Origin of the sequence: Apilactobacillus pseudapinorum (genome assembly GCF_040369555.1) — a bacterium.
GTDB lineage: Bacteria > Bacillota > Bacilli > Lactobacillales > Lactobacillaceae > Apilactobacillus.
On the sequence record NZ_BAABVU010000013.1, the window covers coordinates 13,706 to 32,025 of the forward strand.

The 18,320-nt window shown below is 34.6% G+C and carries 21 protein-coding genes and 1 other RNA gene; 19 read left to right on the forward strand and 3 right to left on the reverse strand.

From position 1 onward, the window contains the following. Positions 1-10 precede the first annotated feature (10 nt). A complete protein-coding gene (gene nrdE / locus ABWU86_RS02810; RefSeq protein ID WP_293793116.1) occupies positions 11-2,176 on the reverse strand; it encodes a class 1b ribonucleoside-diphosphate reductase subunit alpha in 2,166 nt (721 codons plus the stop codon). A 117-nt stretch (positions 2,177-2,293) separates the two neighbouring features. Next, a complete protein-coding gene (locus ABWU86_RS02815; protein WP_293793113.1) occupies positions 2,294-2,521 on the reverse strand; it encodes a redoxin NrdH in 228 nt (75 codons plus the stop codon). Positions 2,522-2,710: 189 nt separating this feature from the next. Here ABWU86_RS02815 and ABWU86_RS02820 point away from each other — a divergent pair, with 189 nt between their 5' ends. From ABWU86_RS02820 to tsaD, 16 genes are all read left to right on the forward strand, one after another. Continuing rightward, complete coding sequence (locus tag ABWU86_RS02820; RefSeq protein WP_293793110.1) at positions 2,711-3,316, forward strand: class I SAM-dependent methyltransferase; 606 nt, start codon at positions 2,711-2,713, stop codon at positions 3,314-3,316. Then, on the forward strand, positions 3,309-3,788 hold the full coding sequence (tadA, locus tag ABWU86_RS02825; RefSeq protein WP_293793108.1) for a tRNA adenosine(34) deaminase TadA: 480 nt from the start codon (positions 3,309-3,311) through the stop codon (positions 3,786-3,788). The genes ABWU86_RS02820 and tadA overlap by 8 nt, the downstream gene beginning before the upstream one ends. A gap of 44 nt (positions 3,789-3,832) precedes the next feature. Further along, an RNA gene (gene ffs, locus ABWU86_RS02830) (signal recognition particle sRNA small type) lies at positions 3,833-3,929 on the forward strand. A gap of 122 nt (positions 3,930-4,051) precedes the next feature. Beyond that, positions 4,052-5,857 carry a DNA polymerase III subunit gamma/tau gene (dnaX, locus tag ABWU86_RS02835; RefSeq protein WP_293793105.1) on the forward strand — a complete coding sequence of 602 codons (1,806 nt, stop codon included), beginning with the start codon at positions 4,052-4,054 and terminating at the stop codon, positions 5,855-5,857. Between the two features lie 15 nt (positions 5,858-5,872). Further along, on the forward strand, positions 5,873-6,184 hold the full coding sequence (locus ABWU86_RS02840) for a YbaB/EbfC family nucleoid-associated protein (protein ID WP_293793103.1): 312 nt from the start codon (positions 5,873-5,875) through the stop codon (positions 6,182-6,184). A gap of 22 nt (positions 6,185-6,206) precedes the next feature. Continuing rightward, positions 6,207-6,806 (forward strand): recombination mediator RecR, encoded by a 600-nt coding sequence (recR, locus tag ABWU86_RS02845; RefSeq protein WP_053949736.1) that lies wholly within the window; start codon positions 6,207-6,209, stop codon positions 6,804-6,806. 14 nt (positions 6,807-6,820) lie between these two features. After that, positions 6,821-7,069: a YaaL family protein gene (locus ABWU86_RS02850; protein WP_053949737.1), complete on the forward strand. Its 249-nt coding sequence runs from the start codon at positions 6,821-6,823 to the stop codon at positions 7,067-7,069. Positions 7,070-7,176: 107 nt separating this feature from the next. Further along, positions 7,177-7,821, forward strand: coding sequence for a dTMP kinase (tmk, locus tag ABWU86_RS02855; protein WP_293793097.1), 645 nt, complete (start codon positions 7,177-7,179; stop codon positions 7,819-7,821). A gap of 13 nt (positions 7,822-7,834) precedes the next feature. Beyond that, on the forward strand, positions 7,835-8,161 hold the full coding sequence (locus ABWU86_RS02860) for a cyclic-di-AMP receptor (protein ID WP_293793095.1): 327 nt from the start codon (positions 7,835-7,837) through the stop codon (positions 8,159-8,161). Positions 8,162-8,173: 12 nt separating this feature from the next. Continuing rightward, the gene (locus tag ABWU86_RS02865) at positions 8,174-9,184 is read left to right on the forward strand and encodes a DNA polymerase III subunit delta' C-terminal domain-containing protein (protein ID WP_293793092.1); all 1,011 of its coding nucleotides are present in this window, start codon (positions 8,174-8,176) and stop codon (positions 9,182-9,184) included. Positions 9,185-9,199: 15 nt separating this feature from the next. Next, positions 9,200-9,541, forward strand: coding sequence for a DNA replication initiation control protein YabA (locus ABWU86_RS02870; RefSeq protein WP_293793089.1), 342 nt, complete (start codon positions 9,200-9,202; stop codon positions 9,539-9,541). A 15-nt stretch (positions 9,542-9,556) separates the two neighbouring features. Then, positions 9,557-10,435, forward strand: a complete 879-nt coding sequence (gene rsmI / locus ABWU86_RS02875; protein ID WP_293793087.1) for a 16S rRNA (cytidine(1402)-2'-O)-methyltransferase — start codon at positions 9,557-9,559, stop codon at positions 10,433-10,435. A gap of 14 nt (positions 10,436-10,449) precedes the next feature. Continuing rightward, positions 10,450-11,199, forward strand: coding sequence for an acyl-[acyl-carrier-protein] thioesterase (locus ABWU86_RS02880; RefSeq protein ID WP_293793084.1), 750 nt, complete (start codon positions 10,450-10,452; stop codon positions 11,197-11,199). Positions 11,200-11,312: 113 nt separating this feature from the next. Then, positions 11,313-12,041 carry a tRNA (adenosine(37)-N6)-threonylcarbamoyltransferase complex dimerization subunit type 1 TsaB gene (gene tsaB / locus ABWU86_RS02885; RefSeq protein WP_293793082.1) on the forward strand — a complete coding sequence of 243 codons (729 nt, stop codon included), beginning with the start codon at positions 11,313-11,315 and terminating at the stop codon, positions 12,039-12,041. Beyond that, entirely contained in the window at positions 12,022-12,621 is a 600-nt protein-coding gene (gene rimI, locus ABWU86_RS02890) for a ribosomal protein S18-alanine N-acetyltransferase (protein ID WP_293793079.1), read from the forward strand. The genes tsaB and rimI overlap by 20 nt, the downstream gene beginning before the upstream one ends. A 36-nt stretch (positions 12,622-12,657) precedes the next feature. Further along, positions 12,658-13,662: a tRNA (adenosine(37)-N6)-threonylcarbamoyltransferase complex transferase subunit TsaD gene (gene tsaD / locus ABWU86_RS02895; protein ID WP_293793216.1), complete on the forward strand. Its 1,005-nt coding sequence runs from the start codon at positions 12,658-12,660 to the stop codon at positions 13,660-13,662. Between the two features lie 31 nt (positions 13,663-13,693). On the opposite strand, the gene abc-f is transcribed toward tsaD, so the two are convergent. Beyond that, a complete protein-coding gene (abc-f, locus tag ABWU86_RS02900; RefSeq protein ID WP_293793078.1) occupies positions 13,694-15,643 on the reverse strand; it encodes a ribosomal protection-like ABC-F family protein in 1,950 nt (649 codons plus the stop codon). Positions 15,644-15,813: 170 nt separating this feature from the next. Here abc-f and ABWU86_RS02905 point away from each other — a divergent pair, with 170 nt between their 5' ends. The 3 genes from ABWU86_RS02905 to groL form a co-directional block, all read left to right on the forward strand. Next, positions 15,814-16,446 (forward strand): redox-sensing transcriptional repressor Rex, encoded by a 633-nt coding sequence (locus ABWU86_RS02905; RefSeq protein ID WP_293793076.1) that lies wholly within the window; start codon positions 15,814-15,816, stop codon positions 16,444-16,446. Between the two features lie 152 nt (positions 16,447-16,598). Then, positions 16,599-16,883, forward strand: coding sequence for a co-chaperone GroES (gene groES / locus ABWU86_RS02910; protein ID WP_293793075.1), 285 nt, complete (start codon positions 16,599-16,601; stop codon positions 16,881-16,883). A 23-nt stretch (positions 16,884-16,906) separates the two neighbouring features. Continuing rightward, the coding region (gene groL, locus ABWU86_RS02915; RefSeq protein ID WP_353321315.1) for a chaperonin GroEL at positions 16,907-18,320 on the forward strand (1,414 nt) is incomplete at its 3' end.

Below are 18,320 nucleotides of genomic sequence, written 5' to 3' on the forward strand. Positions count from 1 at the left end.
CCTAACTAGTTTAGATTGAGCAACTTTCACATTCGTTAACACCGACTTCTTGGTTATCATCAGTGTAAGTTCTTACGTAGTACAATGACTTAATACCTTTAGCGTGAGCGTAGTTACGAAGAATGGTTAAGTCACGAGTTGTCATTTTATCGGTTCTACCGTTCTTCCATTCGTATAATCCATCAGGGATAGTTGAACGCATGAATAGAGTAAGACTCATACTTTGATCTACATGCTTTTGAGCAGCAGCGTAAGTATCGATAACTCTTCTCATGTCAATATCATAAGCTGACTTGTAGTATTTTAGAGTATCGTTTGATAAGAATGGAGCTGGGTAGTAAATCTTACCAGTCTTTGATTCGTATCTTTCTTCAACACGACTAATGATAGGGTGCAAACTTGCAGTAGAATCATTAATGTATGAAATTGAACCGTTTGGAGCAACAGCCATCCTGTTTTGGTGGTATAAACCATCATTCATAACAGCTTCTTTTAATTCTTCCCAATCACTTTCAGTTGGAACAAAAATACCATCAAATAATTCTTTAACACGTTCGTTAGTTGGGCCCCAGTATTTAGTGGTGTATCTGTCGAAGTAAGTACCGTCAGCGTATTGACTCTTTTCAAAATTATGGAAAGTTTCGTGACGTTCAGCAGCAATCTTGTTTGAAGCAACTAAAGTCCAGTAGTTTAATAGCATGAAGTAAACACCAGTAAATTCAATGGCTTCGTCAGAACCATATTCAATTTGGTTTTTAGCTAAGAAACTGTGTAGACCCATTCCACCTAGACCAATACTATGTGATAGGGCGTTACCTCTTTGAATAGAAGGAACAACATCAATGTCAGAGTGGTCAGTAACAAAAGTTAAAGCACGAACCATTGCATCAACTGACTTACCAAAATCAGGACTAGCCATTAAGTTAACGATGTTAGTTGATCCTAGGTTACATGAAACGTCAGTACCTAATTGTTCATAGTTTTGTTCGTTATCAACAGTAGAAGGTTCTTGTACTTGCATGATTTCTGAACATAAATTACTCATAACAATCTTACCATCAATAGGGTTTTCCTTGTTAACAGTATCGATATTAATAATGTATGGGTAACCAGATTCTTGTTGTAGCTTACTAATTTCAGTTTCTAGTTCACGAGCGTTAATCTTAGTCTTCTTGATTTCGTCGTTGTTAACCATGTTGTCATATTCAGCGGTAATATCAACGTATGAGAAAGGTACACCGTAAATTCTTTCCACATCATATGGACTGAATAGGTACATGTCTTCATCGTTTTGAGCTAATTCATAGAACTTATCAGGAACAGTTACTGCTAGTGATAAAGTCTTAACACGAATCTTTTCATCAGCATTTTCTTTCTTGGCTGAAAGGAATGCGATAATGTCTGGATGGAATACGTTTAAGTAAACTGCACCTGCACCTTGACGTTGACCTAATTGGTTAGAGTAAGAAAAACTGTCTTCCAATAATTTCATAACAGGAACAACACCAGAAGCAGCACCTTCGATATGTTTGATAGGGTCACCAGCTGCACGTAAGTTAGAAAGGTTAATTCCAACACCACCACCAATACGTGATAGCTGTAAAGCAGAATTAATAGTTCTACCAATTGTGTTCATATCATCAGTTGGTTGAATTAAGAAACATGAAACGAATTCACCACGACGTTTTCTACCAGCATTCAAGAATGATGGGGTAGCAGGTTGGTATCTTTGATGAACAATTTCATCAGCTAGGTTCATTGCTAATTCTTCATCACCATCTGCAAAGTATAATGCGTTAATCGCAACACGATCGATAAATTCTTCTAGATAGAAGTTTCCGTCATCAGTCTTTAATGCATATTGAGCATAAAACTTGTAAGCAGCCATAAAAGATTTGAATTCAAAATTTTGGCTCTTCAAATAATCGTAGATTTTTTCAATAAATGAGAAGTCATATTTTGCTAAGAATTCTTCTTCAAGATAATCATTTTCTACTAAAAAGTCATATTTTTCTTTTAAAGAATTAAAAGTTTTTAAATTAGGTTTTACGTTTTCTTTGATAAAGGCTGCTAGGGCATCTTTATCTTTATTTAGTTGAATTTTATCATCCTTAGGGATGTTAATTTCATTATTAAGATCGTAATAAGTTACGTCTTTCAAATCTTTTAATGACATGTTCGAACCACTCTTTCATAGTAAAAAATTGATATTTATAGATAAAATATGGCGAGACCATTAGCGGTTTCGCCAAAAATTACTTTTTATATTATAATGAATAATACGAAATTTAAATTAAGCTAGTTGGCTTAATTGATCTGGTCTAAAACCTGAAATTGAGTCAATACCATCAGCTTCAACTACTGGTAATGACATAAAACCTTTTGATTTTAAGTATGGTACGTATTCGGGTTCTTCATTGATGTTTCTTTCGATAAAATCGATATCGTGTTCGCTTAAAAAGCGTTTAGTCATTTTGCATTGCATGCAATTATTTTTTGAATATACAGTAACTTGTGCCATGTGTATTGCTCCCTTTCTTTTGACGAAATATGTACGATATTTTCGGTTAATTTATATATAAAAGTTTACACCAGAAAAGAAAAAAATCAAATAAAAAACACCATATTTAGTATTGGAAATGTTTCCAATCTACTAGATACAGTGTGTTAGAGAATTTTAAAAATTTTTTATTTAAGGATCTGATTTCAAATGAACGAATTTTATTATACACCAAATCCTAATGTTGTCCATGAGCTTCACACATGGAATTTTAATTTGTTAGGAAATAATTTAACCTTTACCACTGACAATGGAGTGTTCTCTAAGCGAACAGTCGATTTTGGTTCTAAAACATTAGTTGAAAGCGTCAATATGGATAAAATCCCTGATGGAAATGTTTTGGATTTAGGCTGTGGATACGGTCCGATGGCAATTGCGTTAGCCAAGCATCATCCAGATAGAGTATTTGAAATGGTTGATGTAAATAACTTAGCATTAGAATTAGCTGTTAAAAATGCTGAACAAAATCATGTTGCTAACGTAAAAATTCATAATTCTAATATTTATGAAACAGTTGAAGATAAGTTTGCTGCCATCATCACGAACCCACCTGTAAGAGCAGGAAAGGATGTTGTTGATGGGATGATCGAAGGAGCAGTATCTCATCTAGTTCCAAATGGAACACTAACTGTTGTTTTGCAAAAGAAGCAAGGGGCACCATCTGCTAAAAAATTAATGACATCATTATTTGGTAATTGTGAAATTATTAAAAAGAACAAGGGATACTACATCTTGGAAAGTGTTTACAATGGATAATTTAGCAGAAAAATACATGCAAGAAGCTTTAGTTGAGGCCAAAAAAGCATACTTGATTGATGAAGTCCCTATTGGAGCAGTAGTCGTTCATGATGGTAAAATTATTGGGAGAGGCCACAATTTAAGAGAGCATAGTAACATTGCGATGGATCATGCTGAAACGATTGCAATTGATGAAGCTTGCCGACATTTAGGTAGTTGGCGACTAGAAGATTGTGATTTATATGTAACAATTGAACCATGTTTAATGTGTGCAGGAACGATTATTAATTCACGAATTAAAAGAGTCTTTTATGGTGCCGATGATGTTAAAGCGGGAGCCGCTAAAAGTTTATATCAAGTTTTTTCCGATGATAGATTGAATCATCATGTGGAATTATATTCAGGAATTATCAACACAGAATGTAGCAATATAATGAAGAGTTTCTTTAAAATGAAAAGAAAGAAACGAAAAGAACAAAGGAAAAAATAATTAAACTTGAAAAAAGTTTTTCAATAAGTTAATATTATTAATGCCGTAAGGCCTGGAAGCAAAGTTGTGTTTACGAACCGTGTCAGATCCGAAAGGAAGCAGCACTAAGTATTCTACGCTTGTGCTTCTTGTTTTTTATACAAATAAACTCTTAGTCAAATGTTGGCTAAGAGATTTTTTTATTTTAAAGGAAAACGATAATGGAATAATTCATCGATAGAATATATAATATACATAACTAGTTTTATGAAAGGGAGTTTTCCATGAGTTATCAAGCTTTATACCGTGTATGGAGACCGCAACGTTTTGATGATGTGATTGGACAAGATGTAATCACTACGACATTGAAGAATGCGATTATTACCAATCAGTTGAGTCATGCTTATTTATTTGCAGGTCCTAGGGGAACTGGAAAAACTTCCGATGCTAAAATTTTAGCGAAGGCAATTAATTGCCCTAATCAAAAAGATGGAGAACCTTGTAACGAGTGTGAGATTTGTCAAAGCATTACTAATGGAACATTAAATGATGTTATCGAAATCGATGCCGCATCCAATAATGGGGTTGAAGAAATTAGAGACGTTAGAGACAAAGCGAAGTACGCACCAACACAAGCGACTTACAAAGTTTATATTATTGATGAAGTTCATATGCTTTCTACCGGAGCATTTAATGCACTTCTAAAGACACTAGAAGAACCACCAGCACATGTTATCTTTATCTTAGCAACCACGGAACCACAAAAGATTCCAGCTACGATTATTTCTCGTGTGCAAAGATTTGATTTCAAACGAATTACCGCTCAAGATATTCTTTCTAGAATGGAATTTATCTTGAATGAAAAGGAAATTGAATATGATGATCAAGCGCTTAGAGTTATTGCTAAGTCTGCTGAAGGTGGGATGCGTGATGCGCTAAGTATCTTAGATCAAGTGCTTTCCTTTGGTTTTGATAAGGTGACATATGATAATGCGCTTCAAGTAACGGGTAGTGTGACCAAGTCATTACTTGCTCAATACCTTAATAATGCTGTAAAGCATGATGTTCAAGCAGCTTTATCTAATGTGCGTGAAATGTTAGATTCAGGAAAAGATGCAGAACGTTTTATTGAAGATTTAATCAAGTATTGCCAAGACATTTTGTTATATCAACAATCTCCAGAAATGGTGGAAGAAGCCGAATTAGGGGTTATTGATGATAACTTTAAGGCTTTAACGGAATCAATTGATGCGCCAACTATCTACCAAATGATTGTTGATTTGAATGATATTCAAAATCAAATGAAATACACAATGCATCCAGATGTCTATCTAGATGTGTTAACGGTTAAATTAGCATCTACTCAATCTCAACCAGCTACTAGTAGTGTTGTAACACAAAGTGTGCAAAACGTTGAAAGTAATGTGGATATTGATGATAATTCCACAATCCGTGAATTAAAAGATCAGATTAGTTCACTACAAAAACAAGTAGAAGAATTAATCAAGAATGGTGTTAAAGGCAATGTTGAAACTGCTAAACCAGTTGAAAAGCCAAAACGTTCAACTAATAGAAGCGCTGGTAAATCTACCGGTAAAGTTAACGTTACCAAGGTTTATCCAATCCTAGATAATGCAACTAGAGAAGATTTAAATAATGTTAAAAATATTTGGGATGAACTTTTAGGTGAACTAGATGTTACCCAACGTGCGCTTATGAAAGTTTCTAAGCCGGTTGCAGCAAGTCATGACGGGATTGTAGTTTCATTTGAATATGCATTCTTGTTCCAAAAGGCTAGCAATGACCAAAAATTGCTTGATGCATTATCTAACGGACTAGACCGGATATTGCACAATATTCCTGATTTTATTTTTATTCCTTCTGACCAATGGCCAGAAATCAGAAAAGGATATATTGTCGCACAAAAGAATGGTGGGAGAGAAGTAAAATCACCTAGCCTTGATTCTAGTGTTGAAAATCCGGACGAAAACGATGATAATAATATTGAAAAATCAGAAGATAATTCTAAATTAGTAAAACAAGCAACACAATTATTCGGTGAAGAAATAATTGATGTTAAAGACGATTAAGGAGATGTATTAATTATGATGAATGGTATGAACATGGGAAAAATGATGAAACAAGTTAAGCAACTACAAAAACAAATGGGTGCTGAACAAGAACAAATTAACAACAGTGAATTTGTTGGTAAAGCTCCAGAAGAGATGGTAGTTGTTACCTTCTCAGGTGATCGTAAGATGAAAGACATGAAGATCAAACCAGAAGCAATTGACCCTGAAGATCCAGACATGGTTTCAGACCTAGTAATTAGTGCCGTAAACGACGCACTATCACAAATTGAAAAGACAACTCAAGATTCTCTAGGTAAGTACACTAAGGGAATCCCAGGAATGTAATAAAAAATAAAGAAGGTTAATTATGCAATATCCTGAACCAATTGCTAAGTTGATCGACAGTTTTATGCGTCTACCAGGAATTGGTCATAAAACTGCAATCAGATTGGCGTACTTTGTTGTTGATATGAACAAAGATGATGTTAAGAAGTTTTCAGATGCATTGGATGAAACTAAGGACAAGCTAATGTATTGCTCAACCTGTGGTAATTTAACCGATGAAGACCCATGTGTAATATGTCGTGATAGTACCAGAGATAAATCAACGGTATTAGTTGTTGAACAACCAAGAGATATTATGGTCATGGAAAAGATGAAAGATTATCACGGTTTATATCACGTCTTGAATGGTGTGTTATCACCAATTGAAGGTAAAGGTCCAGATGAATTAAACATCAAACAGTTAATTCAACGTTTACAAGGTGATGAAGGCATTAAAGAAATCATTATTGCAACCAATGCAACTCCAGAAGGAGAAGCAACAGCAATGTATCTATCTCGTTTAATTAAGCCGGCCGGAATTAAGGTAACTAGATTAGCACATGGATTATCTGTTGGTAGCGATATTGAATATGCTGATGAAATGACATTATCTAGAGCTGTTTCTGGAAGAACAGAAATGTAGGAGTAGTGATTTATATGTTTGGATTTAGAAGATTTCCACATAACGTTGGACAACAATATGACGAATTTTTGTTAGACTCTATTGATCGAGCTAAATATCAATGGGATCACGCAATCGAAACAGAAGAAGCGATTTTTGAAGTCGACGGAGAAATTGTTGCTCAAACAAGACTAGCTCGTGAAAAATATTTATTTTTATATCGAGAAGCAAGAGAAAGAAAAGTTTCCAATAATCGTATTCAATCCTCAGTGATTGATTACTAAAAGGGTGTCTTTATTCTTTGGAATAAGACACTTTTTATTTATTGTAAATTTGTTGAAAAAGTGAAATTAAAGTACAATAATGTATAAAGATGAAAGTAGGGGTAGATATGTCTGGCAAGTTTATAACATTTGAAGGTACCGATGGCGCCGGAAAGACAACCATTTTAAACATGGTATTGGATTATTTAAAGGATACTATGGGAGATCAACTAGTCACTAGTCGTGAACCAGGTGGGAATCCAATTGCTGAAAGTATTCGAGAAGTTATTTTAGATCGTCAGAATATCGAAATGGATAAAAGGACTGAAGCGTTATTATACGCAGCCGCACGAAGACAAAATATTGAACAAACAGTAAAGCCCGCAATTGCCGCTAATAAGTTAGTAATTTGCGATCGCTATTTGGATAGTTCAATTGCTTATCAAGGTGGTGGAAGACAAATTGGTGAACAAGAAATTTATGAAATGAACCAATTTGCCACTGAAGGATTTTTACCAGATTTAACAATTTACTTTAATCTTCCAGTTGAAGAAGGATTAAAACGAATTGCCCAAAATCGGAATGAAGATGACATCGATAGATTGGATGTAGAAACGATTGATTTTCATAATCGTGTCTACGATGCATACCAGAGATTAGCTAAACAACAACCTGAAATAATTAAGTCTGTGGATGCAACCCAATCAATTGATGCTGTTTATCAAAATGTTTTAGAAATTTTGCAACCATATTTAGAAGAATTTAAAAAATAGGGACGTGATTTCAGTGAAACTTTTAATTGTAATTGTACAAAATAAAGATGCTAACAAACTTCAAAATGCCTTCGCTAAAAACGATGTGCAACAAACTAAACTTTCAACTACCGGTGGGTTCTTAAAATCAGGAAACACTACCTTTATGATTGGAATTGAAGATGAAAGAGTCAATGATGTTTTAGACATCATTAAGAAAGTATCAAGTAAACGTGAACAATACATGACACCACCTGTAAACTTGGATGGTGGGGTTTCTGATTCATCATATCCAGTAAAAATTGAAGTTGGTGGCGCAACCGTAATGGAAATGCCAATGGATAATTTTTATAGATTCTAGTGGGGGTCAATAATGACACAAAACCAAGTAATCACTGAAACAGATAGTAAGCAAAAAGATTTAATGGATAATTTTTTGCGAGTTATAAAACAAAATGAATTATCACATTCGTATCTATTTAGTGGTGAAGAGGGTGTAGGAAAGTTATCGCTAGCTTTATTTATTACAATGAGGATGTTTTGTAAGAATTTAACTAGTGAATCAATGCCGTGTGGAGAATGCGATGAATGTCGTCGGATTACCGACTTACAGCATCCAGATGTGATTGTGATTAAACCGGATGGATTAAGTATTAAGGTTGATCAAATCAGATATTTAAAATCGGAATTCTCTAAGAGTGGGTTGGAAGGTAATCAAAAGTTTTTTATTGTTTGTGACGCCGATAAGATGACCACAGGAGCTGCAAATAGTTTACTGAAGTTTATCGAGGAACCTACTGGCAATGTCGTATCCTTCCTACTAACTACAAATCGTAATTTAATATTGCCTACAATTATTTCTAGAACACAGGTCGTAGAGTTGAATCCGTTGAGTCGAAGTGACTTTGAAGGCGAATTAGCAAAGTTATCTATGTCACCTAGTCAATTTAAACTAATTAGTCGCTTAACCAACCGAATTTCAACGGTGCAAGAATGGCAGGAAGACGAATGGTTAGCACATAGTATTTCTGCAGTTAGTCATTGGTTTAATTTGATTGTTGAGAATGATATTACAGCTTTTGCAGCAATTAAATCCAACGTAATGTCATTGGCAAGTGATAATAGTAAAAAACAAGTGATCATTAATATGTTATTATCTATTTTTGAAGATGTTTTGGATGCTAAATTTACTAGTGAAGATAGTTTTAATTTTCCAAAGCAAGCTTATAGCATTCAGAAATTAGCTGATCATGTTAATAAATCACAGTTAATTCAGATTTTAGAAGAATTGTTAAATTGTAATAAACTGATGGCAGTTAACGTTAGTTATCAAAATATTTTAGAAGCAACCACATTAAAAATAATGCGAATATTAAATGGTTAATTGGGGTGAATTTGTTTGGATAAAAGAGAAATTTATGATGGCTTAAAGAATATGGAAACACAAACTCAATTAATGTTAGATAAATTTACTGAATTACGAGAAGCATTAACTGAAGTAATGGAAGAAAATGCTGAACTTAGAATCGAAAATCAACATCTGCGTGAGTTCATTGATGAACAAAAACCTAATGATGTTGAATCAGACTCAAATAGTAGTAGTTCAAATCGTCTATCCAATTCTAGAAAGAATTTAGAAAATCTATTTAATGAAGGTTTTCATGTATGTACCGAATTTTATGGAACTCATCGAGGAGATAGCGAAAGCTGCATTTTCTGTAACGAAATTTTAAACCGATAGTATGGAGGTATCTCAGTGCAAGAACAACATAGTTTTACTGCCAATCAAAATCAAGGTAGTTTATATTTAGTTCCAACACCAATTGGAAATTTAGAAGATATGACCTTTAGGGCAATTAAGGCTTTAAAAGAAGTTGATTTAATTGCTGCTGAGAATCCTAGTCATACACAACAATTACTAAATCATTTTGAAATTGATACTAAAAAAATTAGTTTTAGAGAAGATAATAAAGATTATCGGATCGATGAGATAATTAGTGATTTACAATCTGGATTAAATGTTGCGCAAGTCAGTGATGCAGGGATGCCATCCATTAGCGACCCTGGTCAAGAATTGGTTAAGGCGTGCGTTGAACAACATATTAATGTAATTCCATTGCCAGGAGCTAATGCTGGAATCACAGCTTTAATCGCCTCTGGTTTAATGCCACAACCATTTTATTTCTTTGGTTTTTTAAATCGTAAGAACAGTGATCAGTTAGCGGAGCTTGAGGAATTAAATAAACATACAGAAACTTTAATTTTTTACGAAGCACCTCATCGTTTGAATAAAACATTGAAGAATATGCAAAAAGTTTTTGGTGAAAATCGCCAAGCGGTACTATGTCGCGAATTGACTAAGAAATTCGAAGAATTTGATCGCGGTAGTTTAAGCGAACTAATTCAATGGACTGAAGATAATCAAGTCCGTGGTGAATTTGTTGTCATCGTTGATGGAAATGATAAAGCCAATGAACAAGCTGATGAAGAAGATGAACTAGCTGGTTTATCAATTAAAGAACAGGTTGATTATTTCATTTCTGATGGGATGAAAACCAATGCAGCCATCAAAGAAGTAGCCAAACTACATCAAGTTAAAAAACAAGAAATTTATAATATTTACCATGAAATATAGGGGTGTAGACGAACATGGAACCAACAGTTTTTAGCGAAAAACATCGAGTTACATATTATGAAGCTGACTTTACCAGAAGAATGACAATCGCAATGATGCTAGATGTGATTATCTTAGCTTCTGAAGATCATAGTGATGAATTAGGGGTTGGTGCTGAATTTGTACGTCAATTTGGTGTAACCTGGGTAGTTATTCAATACGATGTGCATATTAATAGAATGCCAACAGTTGATGAAGTGATTACCATTAACACTAAATCTAAGTCATATAACAAATACTTTGCCTATCGTGAATTTACTATCACGGATGAAAAAGGTAATGAATTAATGAATATGACTGGATTATGGGCAGCGATGAATTATAAGGAACGTAAGATTGCTTCAATTCCAAAGGAAACTGTTGAACCATTTGGAGCTGAAAAAGTAAATCAAGTTCCAAAAATGCCAAAACCTAAGAAAATTGATTTTGATGAAGCTGATAAACAAACATTCACAGTTAGATATACCGATATCGATTCTAACCAACATGTTAACAACGCTCATTACATGGATTGGATGGTCAACGTATTACCAGCTGAATTTTTAACTAATCACACACCAACAGGCTTCTTATTAAGATATGAAAATGAAGTTAAGTATGGTTCTAATGTTGATAGTTATTACAACATGGACAAATTAGAAGATGGAACGATTATGACCAGACATGAAATTATGAGTGGTGATAGTCATTCAGCAATTGCTAACATTACTTGGCGAGAAAATTAATAAATATTGATAGGTGACTTCTTTTTTTACTATGGAGTCACCTATTTTTTTGTTATAATTTACCATAGAATTATTCGAACACTATAAAAGTTATTGGGGAGACGAAAAAACGGATGAAAGTATTGGCTTTAGACACATCCAATAAACAATTAACCGTTGCGATATTAGATGATGATCAAATTTTAGCAACTGAAACAACTACCGTTCATCAAAAACATGCGGAATATTTATTACCAATTATTGATGAATTAGTACGAAAGACAGATTTAAAACCAACTGATTTGCAAAGAATCGTGGTGGCAACTGGTCCGGGTTCATATACTGGAATTAGAATTGCGACAGCGACTGCTAAAACTTTAGCATTTACACTTGGTATTGAATTGGTAGGAGTTTCTAGTTTGGAAACTTTGGCGTTAAACGTCTCCGAAAAAGAAAGTCTGGTTATGCCAGTTTTTGATGCCAGAAATAACAATGTATTCACAGGTCTTTACGAAATCAAAGATGATGGAGTTACGACAGTACTAGCAGATCGTCATACTGATTTTGATAAATGGTTAGATCAAATTGATAATGCTGGTAAGAATGTATATGCGATTGGTGCAGATGCAAAGAACTTTGAAGAAGCGCTTACCAATAAATTTGGTGATCAATTAGTTTTCATGAATAGCTTTGATAATTTGCCTCAAGCAGCTAGACTGGGATTATACGGTCAAACTAAAGAACCTGTTAAAGATATTCATTCATTCGTTCCAAATTATTTAAGACTTACAAAAGCGGAATTAGATTGGCGAGAAAAACATCCGGGGGAAGAAGTTACTTCATATGTTGAAAAAGTTGATTAATTGGTATCAGACAAAGTTCATGAATACCAAAGGATTATTAAAAAAAGAACACTTGAATATTAAAAATCATATTGTTGATATTAATGGCGATAAATTTTATTTAGCCAAAGCGATGGTGACTGATATCCCAGAAATGGTTGGCATTGAAAGGGATGTCTATGATGGTGTCGCTCCTTGGACAGAAGAAGCATTCATTCCGGAATTAAAACCACGTTTAGATCGATTCTATTTATTATTACGTCAAAATGATCAATTAGTAGCTTTTATTGGTAGTTCCTTAAATGATAAAAAGCTAGATTGTCATATTTCTAATGTAGCCGTTGAACCAGAGTTTCAAGACCGTGGATTGGGGTACTTCTTAGTTGCTAAGATAATTAAAAAAGCGCGTCAATTAAACTACAAAACAGTCTCACTTGAAGTTCGCGTAAGCAACGTTAAAGCGCAAAGATTGTATTTGGATTTAGGTTTTAAAAAGATGGGTGTTAAAGAAAATTATTATGACGGTGATCACGAAGACGCTGTTGATATGGTATTAGATTTAAGTTTATACGAAACAATTCCTAATAATTATGGAATGTAAAAGAAATGAGGTCTTTTTGTGCAACCACATATAATTATGTCATTTGAATCTAGTTGTGATGAAACTAGTGTTGCAATTATTGAAGATGGTGAAAAAATATTATCAAACGTTGTTGCAACGCAAATTAATAGTCATAAGCGATTTGGTGGAGTTGTGCCTGAAGTGGCCAGTCGTCATCATATTGAGGAAATCACAATCTGTGTTGAAGATGCAATGAAACAAGCAGATGTTACCTATGATGATATTGATGCAATTGCGGTGACATATGGTCCAGGATTAGTTGGAGCATTATTAATTGGAGTAACTGCTGCCAAGACAATTGCTTGGGCTCATGATATTCCATTGGTTCCAGTTAACCATATTGCGGGACATATTTTAGCCAGTCGCTTCGTGACAAAAATTAACTACCCAGCATTAGCACTAGTTGTTTCTGGTGGTCATACTGAACTTGTCTTGATGCAAGAAGAAGGCGACTTTAAGATTATTGGAGAAACTAGGGATGATGCTGCTGGTGAAGCTTATGATAAAGTAGGACGAGTATTAGGTATTAATTATCCTGCTGGTCCCAAAGTCGATGAAATGGCTGCCAAGGGAAAAGATACATTTAATTTCCCTCGAGCAATGGAAAAAGAAGATAACTTCGATTTTAGTTTTAGTGGATTAAAGAGTGCATTCTTGAACACTAATCATCACGCTGAACAAATTGGTGAAACGCTAGATCAAAATGATTTAGCTGCTAGTTTCCAAAGTGCAGTTGTAGATGTTTTAGTCGATAAGACTAAGAAAGCGCTACAAGAATATCCAGTTTCTCAATTGATATTGGCAGGAGGAGTTGCAGCTAATAATGGTTTGAGAACTGCATTAGGCAATGCCATTGATCAAATTGATACTACTGAATTAGTAAAGGTACCTAACAAACTTTGTGGTGATAATGCTGCGATGATTGGTGCTGCTGGTTATGTAATGGCAAAGAAAAATATCTTTGCTGGTGTTGATTTAAACGCAGATCCTAGTTTAGAGTTTGACCTATTAGATGAATAAAAAAAGATGAGGCGATTATGCCTCATCTTTTTTATTGCTCTAGTTCAATCATTGCTGCTTCCCATTGAGATTCAATGGATTCGATTGATTGGTTAGTTTCATTCAATTGATTTTGTAGTTCATTCAGTTTTTCAATATCGTTAAGCACATCCGGATTAACCATTTTATTTTCAATGGCTTCCTTATTGGATTGGGCTTCTTCCAATTGACTTTCTAAAGTCTCAACTAATCGTCTTAATTTTCTTTCTTGCTTTTGCGCTTCCTTATTAGCTAGAAAATCTTGTTGATTTTGAGATTTAACGGAAACTTCTTTATGTTCATCTTCAGTTGATTGTTCAGCTTGTTGATGTTGTTGAAGAGCTTCTTTTTCTTCTTTCTTTTCCACATAATAATCATAGTTTCCTAGATATAGTTCGCTACCATCGTTAGATAATTCAACGATTTGTGTTGCTAGTTTATTGATGAAATATCTATCGTGAGAAACGAATAAAATGGTGCCATCAAAATTGATTAATGCGTTTTCCAAGACCTCACGACTATCAATGTCTAAATGGTTGGTCGGTTCATCTAAGATTAAAAAGTTATCGTGGTTCATCGCTAACTTAGTTAAGACTAATCTAGCTTTTTCACCACCGGAAAGGTTACCGACGATTTTTTCAACATCGTTACCAGAGAACAAGAAACTGCCTAAAATAGAACGAATTCTTTGTTCAGGATAGGTAGGATAATCGTCCCAAATTTCATTTAAGACAGTTTTATTAGAACTTAAATTATCTAGATGTTGATCATAGTATCCTACTTGAACACCGGTACCACGGTTTATTTCACCATCGATTAGTGGCAATTTGTCCATAATGGTTTTTAGCAGTGTCGATTTTCCCACACCGTTAGGACCAATTAAAGCCATTGCTTGATTTCTTTTAACGTCTAAATTTATGTTTGATGAAAGAATATGATGATCATATCCAATCGAAGCATCATTAACTTTTAAGACGACATTACCACTTTGCTTTTCAGGAGTGAAAGTTAGTTTAGCACTTTTATCGTCTCTGACAGGGGCGCTAATTTTATCCATCTTTTCTAACTGACTTCTCCTGGATTGAGCACGTTTAGTGGTTGATGCACGAACGATATTTTTATCAACGAAATCCTGCATTTCTTTGATTTTCTTTTGTTGTTTTTCATATTCTTTTAGTTGGTGCTGGTAATTTAACTTCTTTTGTTCAACGTAATTCGAATAATTACCGACATAATGAGTCATTTTACCTTGGCTTAAGTCGTAGACTTCGTCGACTATTTTGTCCATGAAGTAACGGTCATGGGAAATGATTAGAAGGGCACCGTGATAAGAGTTCAAGTAGTCTTCTAACCAACTAATTGTTTTAACATCAATGTGGTTAGTAGGTTCATCTAAAATTAGTAAATCTTTTCTTTGTAATAGCAATTTTGCCATTGCTAATTGGGTTTGTTGTCCACCGGATAACTCACTAATTTTATGGTTATATGACTCTTCACCAAAACCAAATCCGTTTAAGACAGCTTTGATTTCAGCTTGATATGAAAAACCATTTTGAGCTGCAAAGTCAGCTTGCATTTGATCATATGTTTTAGTAACTTCAGCTAATTTAGCGGGGTCACTATTAATTGTTGAATCAGCCATTTTAAGTTCATAGTCATGAATTTTATTTTCTAATTCAATTAAGTCCGCAAAGACGCTGGTCATTTCTTCAATAATAGTTAAATCAGATTTCAAACCTGTATTTTGTGCTAAGTAACCAATTGTAATTCCTTTTTTGGTGGTAACTTCACCATCATCGATGATTTCATCGCCTAAAATCATTTTCACTAAGGTTGATTTACCGGCACCGTTACGACCAACTAGTGCTACTTTACTGTTTTCTTCGATGCTTAAATTAACGCTTGTGAAAAGATCTTCGCCACCAAATCGTTTGGTTAATTTATTTGCTTGTAGAATAATCATTTATTTCACCTCCGATATTCCTTGTTTTATCAATAATACTAACTATTTTAGCATAAAAGGAGGATGAATTTGAAACGGAAAGACTTTTTTCAAAAGATGATAATTATTTCACAAACTTTATTTTTATGATAAAATACATAAATGTTACGAAAGATTCGGGAGGGAACAATTTGGACATTAAAATTCCTAGGGCAACAGCGAAAAGATTGCCTATGTATTACCGATACCTAAGCGGTTTACATGATGCCAAAATTAAAAGAATATCATCTAGTACATTTGCCGAAGCAGTTCAAGTTGATTCTGCAACCATTAGAAGAGATTTATCATACTTTGGAGCGTTAGGTAAACGAGGATACGGTTACGAAGTAGATAACTTATTAGACTTCTTCAAGAAGATTTTAAATCAAGACCATTTAACTAATGTTGCTTTAGTGGGGTTAGGTAATTTAGGACAAGCTTTATTACGTTTTAACTTTCACAAAGATAGTAACGTTAGAATTTCAGCAGCATTCGATATTCATGACGACATGATTAATACCGTCCAAAGTGGAGTACCGGTTTATGATGTCCATGATTTACAAGAACAGCTAAGAGATCAACAAATTGAAGTAGTTATCTTTACCGTTCCAGCGACAGTAGTTCAAGAACTATGTGACGAAGCGGTTAAGGGTGGCGCAAAGGGAATTATGAACTTTACTTCAAAGCGTTTATCAGTGCCACAAAACGTTAGAATTCAAAACGTTGATTTAACAAATGAACTTCAAACTTTAATTTACTTCATTGAACATTATGAAGGTGCATAAAAAATGATGACCAAGCGGTCATCATTTTTTTGTTTTATCGATACATAATTCTTGCAACGGGAAATAAAAAATAATATATTATTTATAGACTTTAGCACTTTTATCAAATGAGTGCTAAAAATGATAAAAAGGAATTTATGGGGGCTAGGATAATGTTAAAACCATTAGGCGATCGTGTTATTGTTGAAGCACAAGAAGCTAAAGAAGAAACTGTCGGAGGCATTGTGTTAGCAAATAACGCTAAAGAAAAACCACAAACAGGTGTAGTTGTTGCGGTTGGTAGAGGTCACATTTTACAAACTGGTGAAACGATTAAACCAGAGGTTAAAAAGGGTGACAAAGTTGTATACGATAAGTACGCAGGTACTTCAGTAGATGACGGCGACAAGACTTACCTAGTATTAAAGTCAAACGATATTTTAGCAATCGTTGAATAATTTTATTAATGGGGTGAAAAAATATGGCTAAGGAAGTAAAATTTGCAGAAGATGCAAGACACTCAATGTTAAAAGGTGTCGATAAACTTGCGAACACAGTAAAAACAACATTAGGACCAAAAGGTAGAAACGTTGTTGTTGAACAATCACTAGGAACACCAACTATTACAAATGATGGTGTAACTATTGCCAAATCAATCGAACTACCTGATCATTTCGAAAACATGGGAGCTAAACTAGTTTCAGAAGTAGCATCAAAAACTGATGACATTGCTGGTGACGGTACTACTACTGCAACTGTTTTAACTCAAGCTATCGTGAACGAAGGAATGAAAAACGTTACTGCCGGTGCTAACCCAGTTGGAGTTAGACGTGGGATTGAAAAGGCAACTGAAGTAGCTGTTGAAAAGCTACACAAGATGTCTAACGAAATTAAGAGTAAGAAGGATATCGCACAAATCGCTTCTATTTCTGCTGCTAATCCAGAAGTTGGGGAATTAATTGCCGACGCTATGGAAAAGGTAGGTAACGATGGTGTAATTACCGTGGAAGATTCACGTGGTGTTAACACTACTATGGATGTAGTTGAAGGGATGCAATTTGATCGTGGTTACATGTCACAATACATGGTAACTGATAACGACAAGATGCAAGCAGATTTAGATAACCCATACATCTTAATCACTGACAAGAAGATTAATAACATCCAAGAAATCTTACCAGTATTACAATCAGTTGTTGAACAAGGTCGTTCACTATTAATCATTGCTGATGATATTGGTGGAGAAGCTTTACCAACATTAGTTTTAAACAAGATGCGTGGTACTTTCAACGTAGTTGCGGTTAAAGCTCCTGGCTTCGGTGACCGTCGTAAGGCTCAACTACAAGACATCGCTGTTTTAACTGGTGCTACAGTTATTACTGATGATTTAGGCTTAAACCTAAAGGACGTTACAATTGAACAATTAGGTCAATCAAACAAGGTTAACGTTACTAAAGACGATACAACTATCGTTCAAGGTGCTGGTGACAAAGATCAATTAGCTGCAAGAGTAGCTGAAATCAAGTCACAATTAGACACTACTACTTCTGAATTTGACCGTGATAAGCTACGTGAAAGATTAGCTAAGTTAGCTGGTGGAGTTGCAGTTATCCGTGTTGGTGCTGCCACAGAAACTGAACTAAAAGAACGTAAATACAGAATTGAAGATGCGTTGAACTCAACTAGAGCTGCCGTTGAAGAAGGTTTTGTTCCTGGTGGTGGAACTGCATTTATCAATATTCTAAAAGACCTAGAAGAAATTCCTGCTGAAGGCGATGAAAAGACAGGGGTTAACATTGTACTTCGTGCATTAGAAGCTCCAGTTAGACAAATTGCTCACAACGCCGGAATTGATGGTTCAATTGTTGTTGAACACCTAAAGGGTGAACCAATGG

What these genes read in the sequence shown, in the direction of transcription:
- tsaD (WP_293793216.1), top strand. Translation starts at nt 12,658, where the DNA reads ATGTCATTTGAATCTAGTTGTGATGAAACTAGTGTTGCAATTATTGAA.
- ABWU86_RS02865 (WP_293793092.1), top strand. Translation starts at nt 8,174, where the DNA reads ATGACACAAAACCAAGTAATCACTGAAACAGATAGTAAGCAAAAAGAT.
- tmk (WP_293793097.1), top strand. Translation starts at nt 7,177, where the DNA reads ATGTCTGGCAAGTTTATAACATTTGAAGGTACCGATGGCGCCGGAAAG.
- recR (WP_053949736.1), top strand. Translation starts at nt 6,207, where the DNA reads ATGCAATATCCTGAACCAATTGCTAAGTTGATCGACAGTTTTATGCGT.
- tsaB (WP_293793082.1), top strand. Translation starts at nt 11,313, where the DNA reads ATGAAAGTATTGGCTTTAGACACATCCAATAAACAATTAACCGTTGCG.
- groES (WP_293793075.1), top strand. Translation starts at nt 16,599, where the DNA reads ATGTTAAAACCATTAGGCGATCGTGTTATTGTTGAAGCACAAGAAGCT.
- dnaX (WP_293793105.1), top strand. Translation starts at nt 4,052, where the DNA reads ATGAGTTATCAAGCTTTATACCGTGTATGGAGACCGCAACGTTTTGAT.
- rimI (WP_293793079.1), top strand. Translation starts at nt 12,022, where the DNA reads ATGTTGAAAAAGTTGATTAATTGGTATCAGACAAAGTTCATGAATACC.
- ABWU86_RS02850 (WP_053949737.1), top strand. Translation starts at nt 6,821, where the DNA reads ATGTTTGGATTTAGAAGATTTCCACATAACGTTGGACAACAATATGAC.
- abc-f (WP_293793078.1), bottom strand. Translation starts at nt 15,643, where the DNA reads ATGATTATTCTACAAGCAAATAAATTAACCAAACGATTTGGTGGCGAA.
- ABWU86_RS02840 (WP_293793103.1), top strand. Translation starts at nt 5,873, where the DNA reads ATGATGAATGGTATGAACATGGGAAAAATGATGAAACAAGTTAAGCAA.
- nrdE (WP_293793116.1), bottom strand. Translation starts at nt 2,176, where the DNA reads ATGTCATTAAAAGATTTGAAAGACGTAACTTATTACGATCTTAATAAT.
- tadA (WP_293793108.1), top strand. Translation starts at nt 3,309, where the DNA reads ATGGATAATTTAGCAGAAAAATACATGCAAGAAGCTTTAGTTGAGGCC.
- ABWU86_RS02880 (WP_293793084.1), top strand. Translation starts at nt 10,450, where the DNA reads ATGGAACCAACAGTTTTTAGCGAAAAACATCGAGTTACATATTATGAA.
- ABWU86_RS02815 (WP_293793113.1), bottom strand. Translation starts at nt 2,521, where the DNA reads ATGGCACAAGTTACTGTATATTCAAAAAATAATTGCATGCAATGCAAA.
- ABWU86_RS02820 (WP_293793110.1), top strand. Translation starts at nt 2,711, where the DNA reads ATGAACGAATTTTATTATACACCAAATCCTAATGTTGTCCATGAGCTT.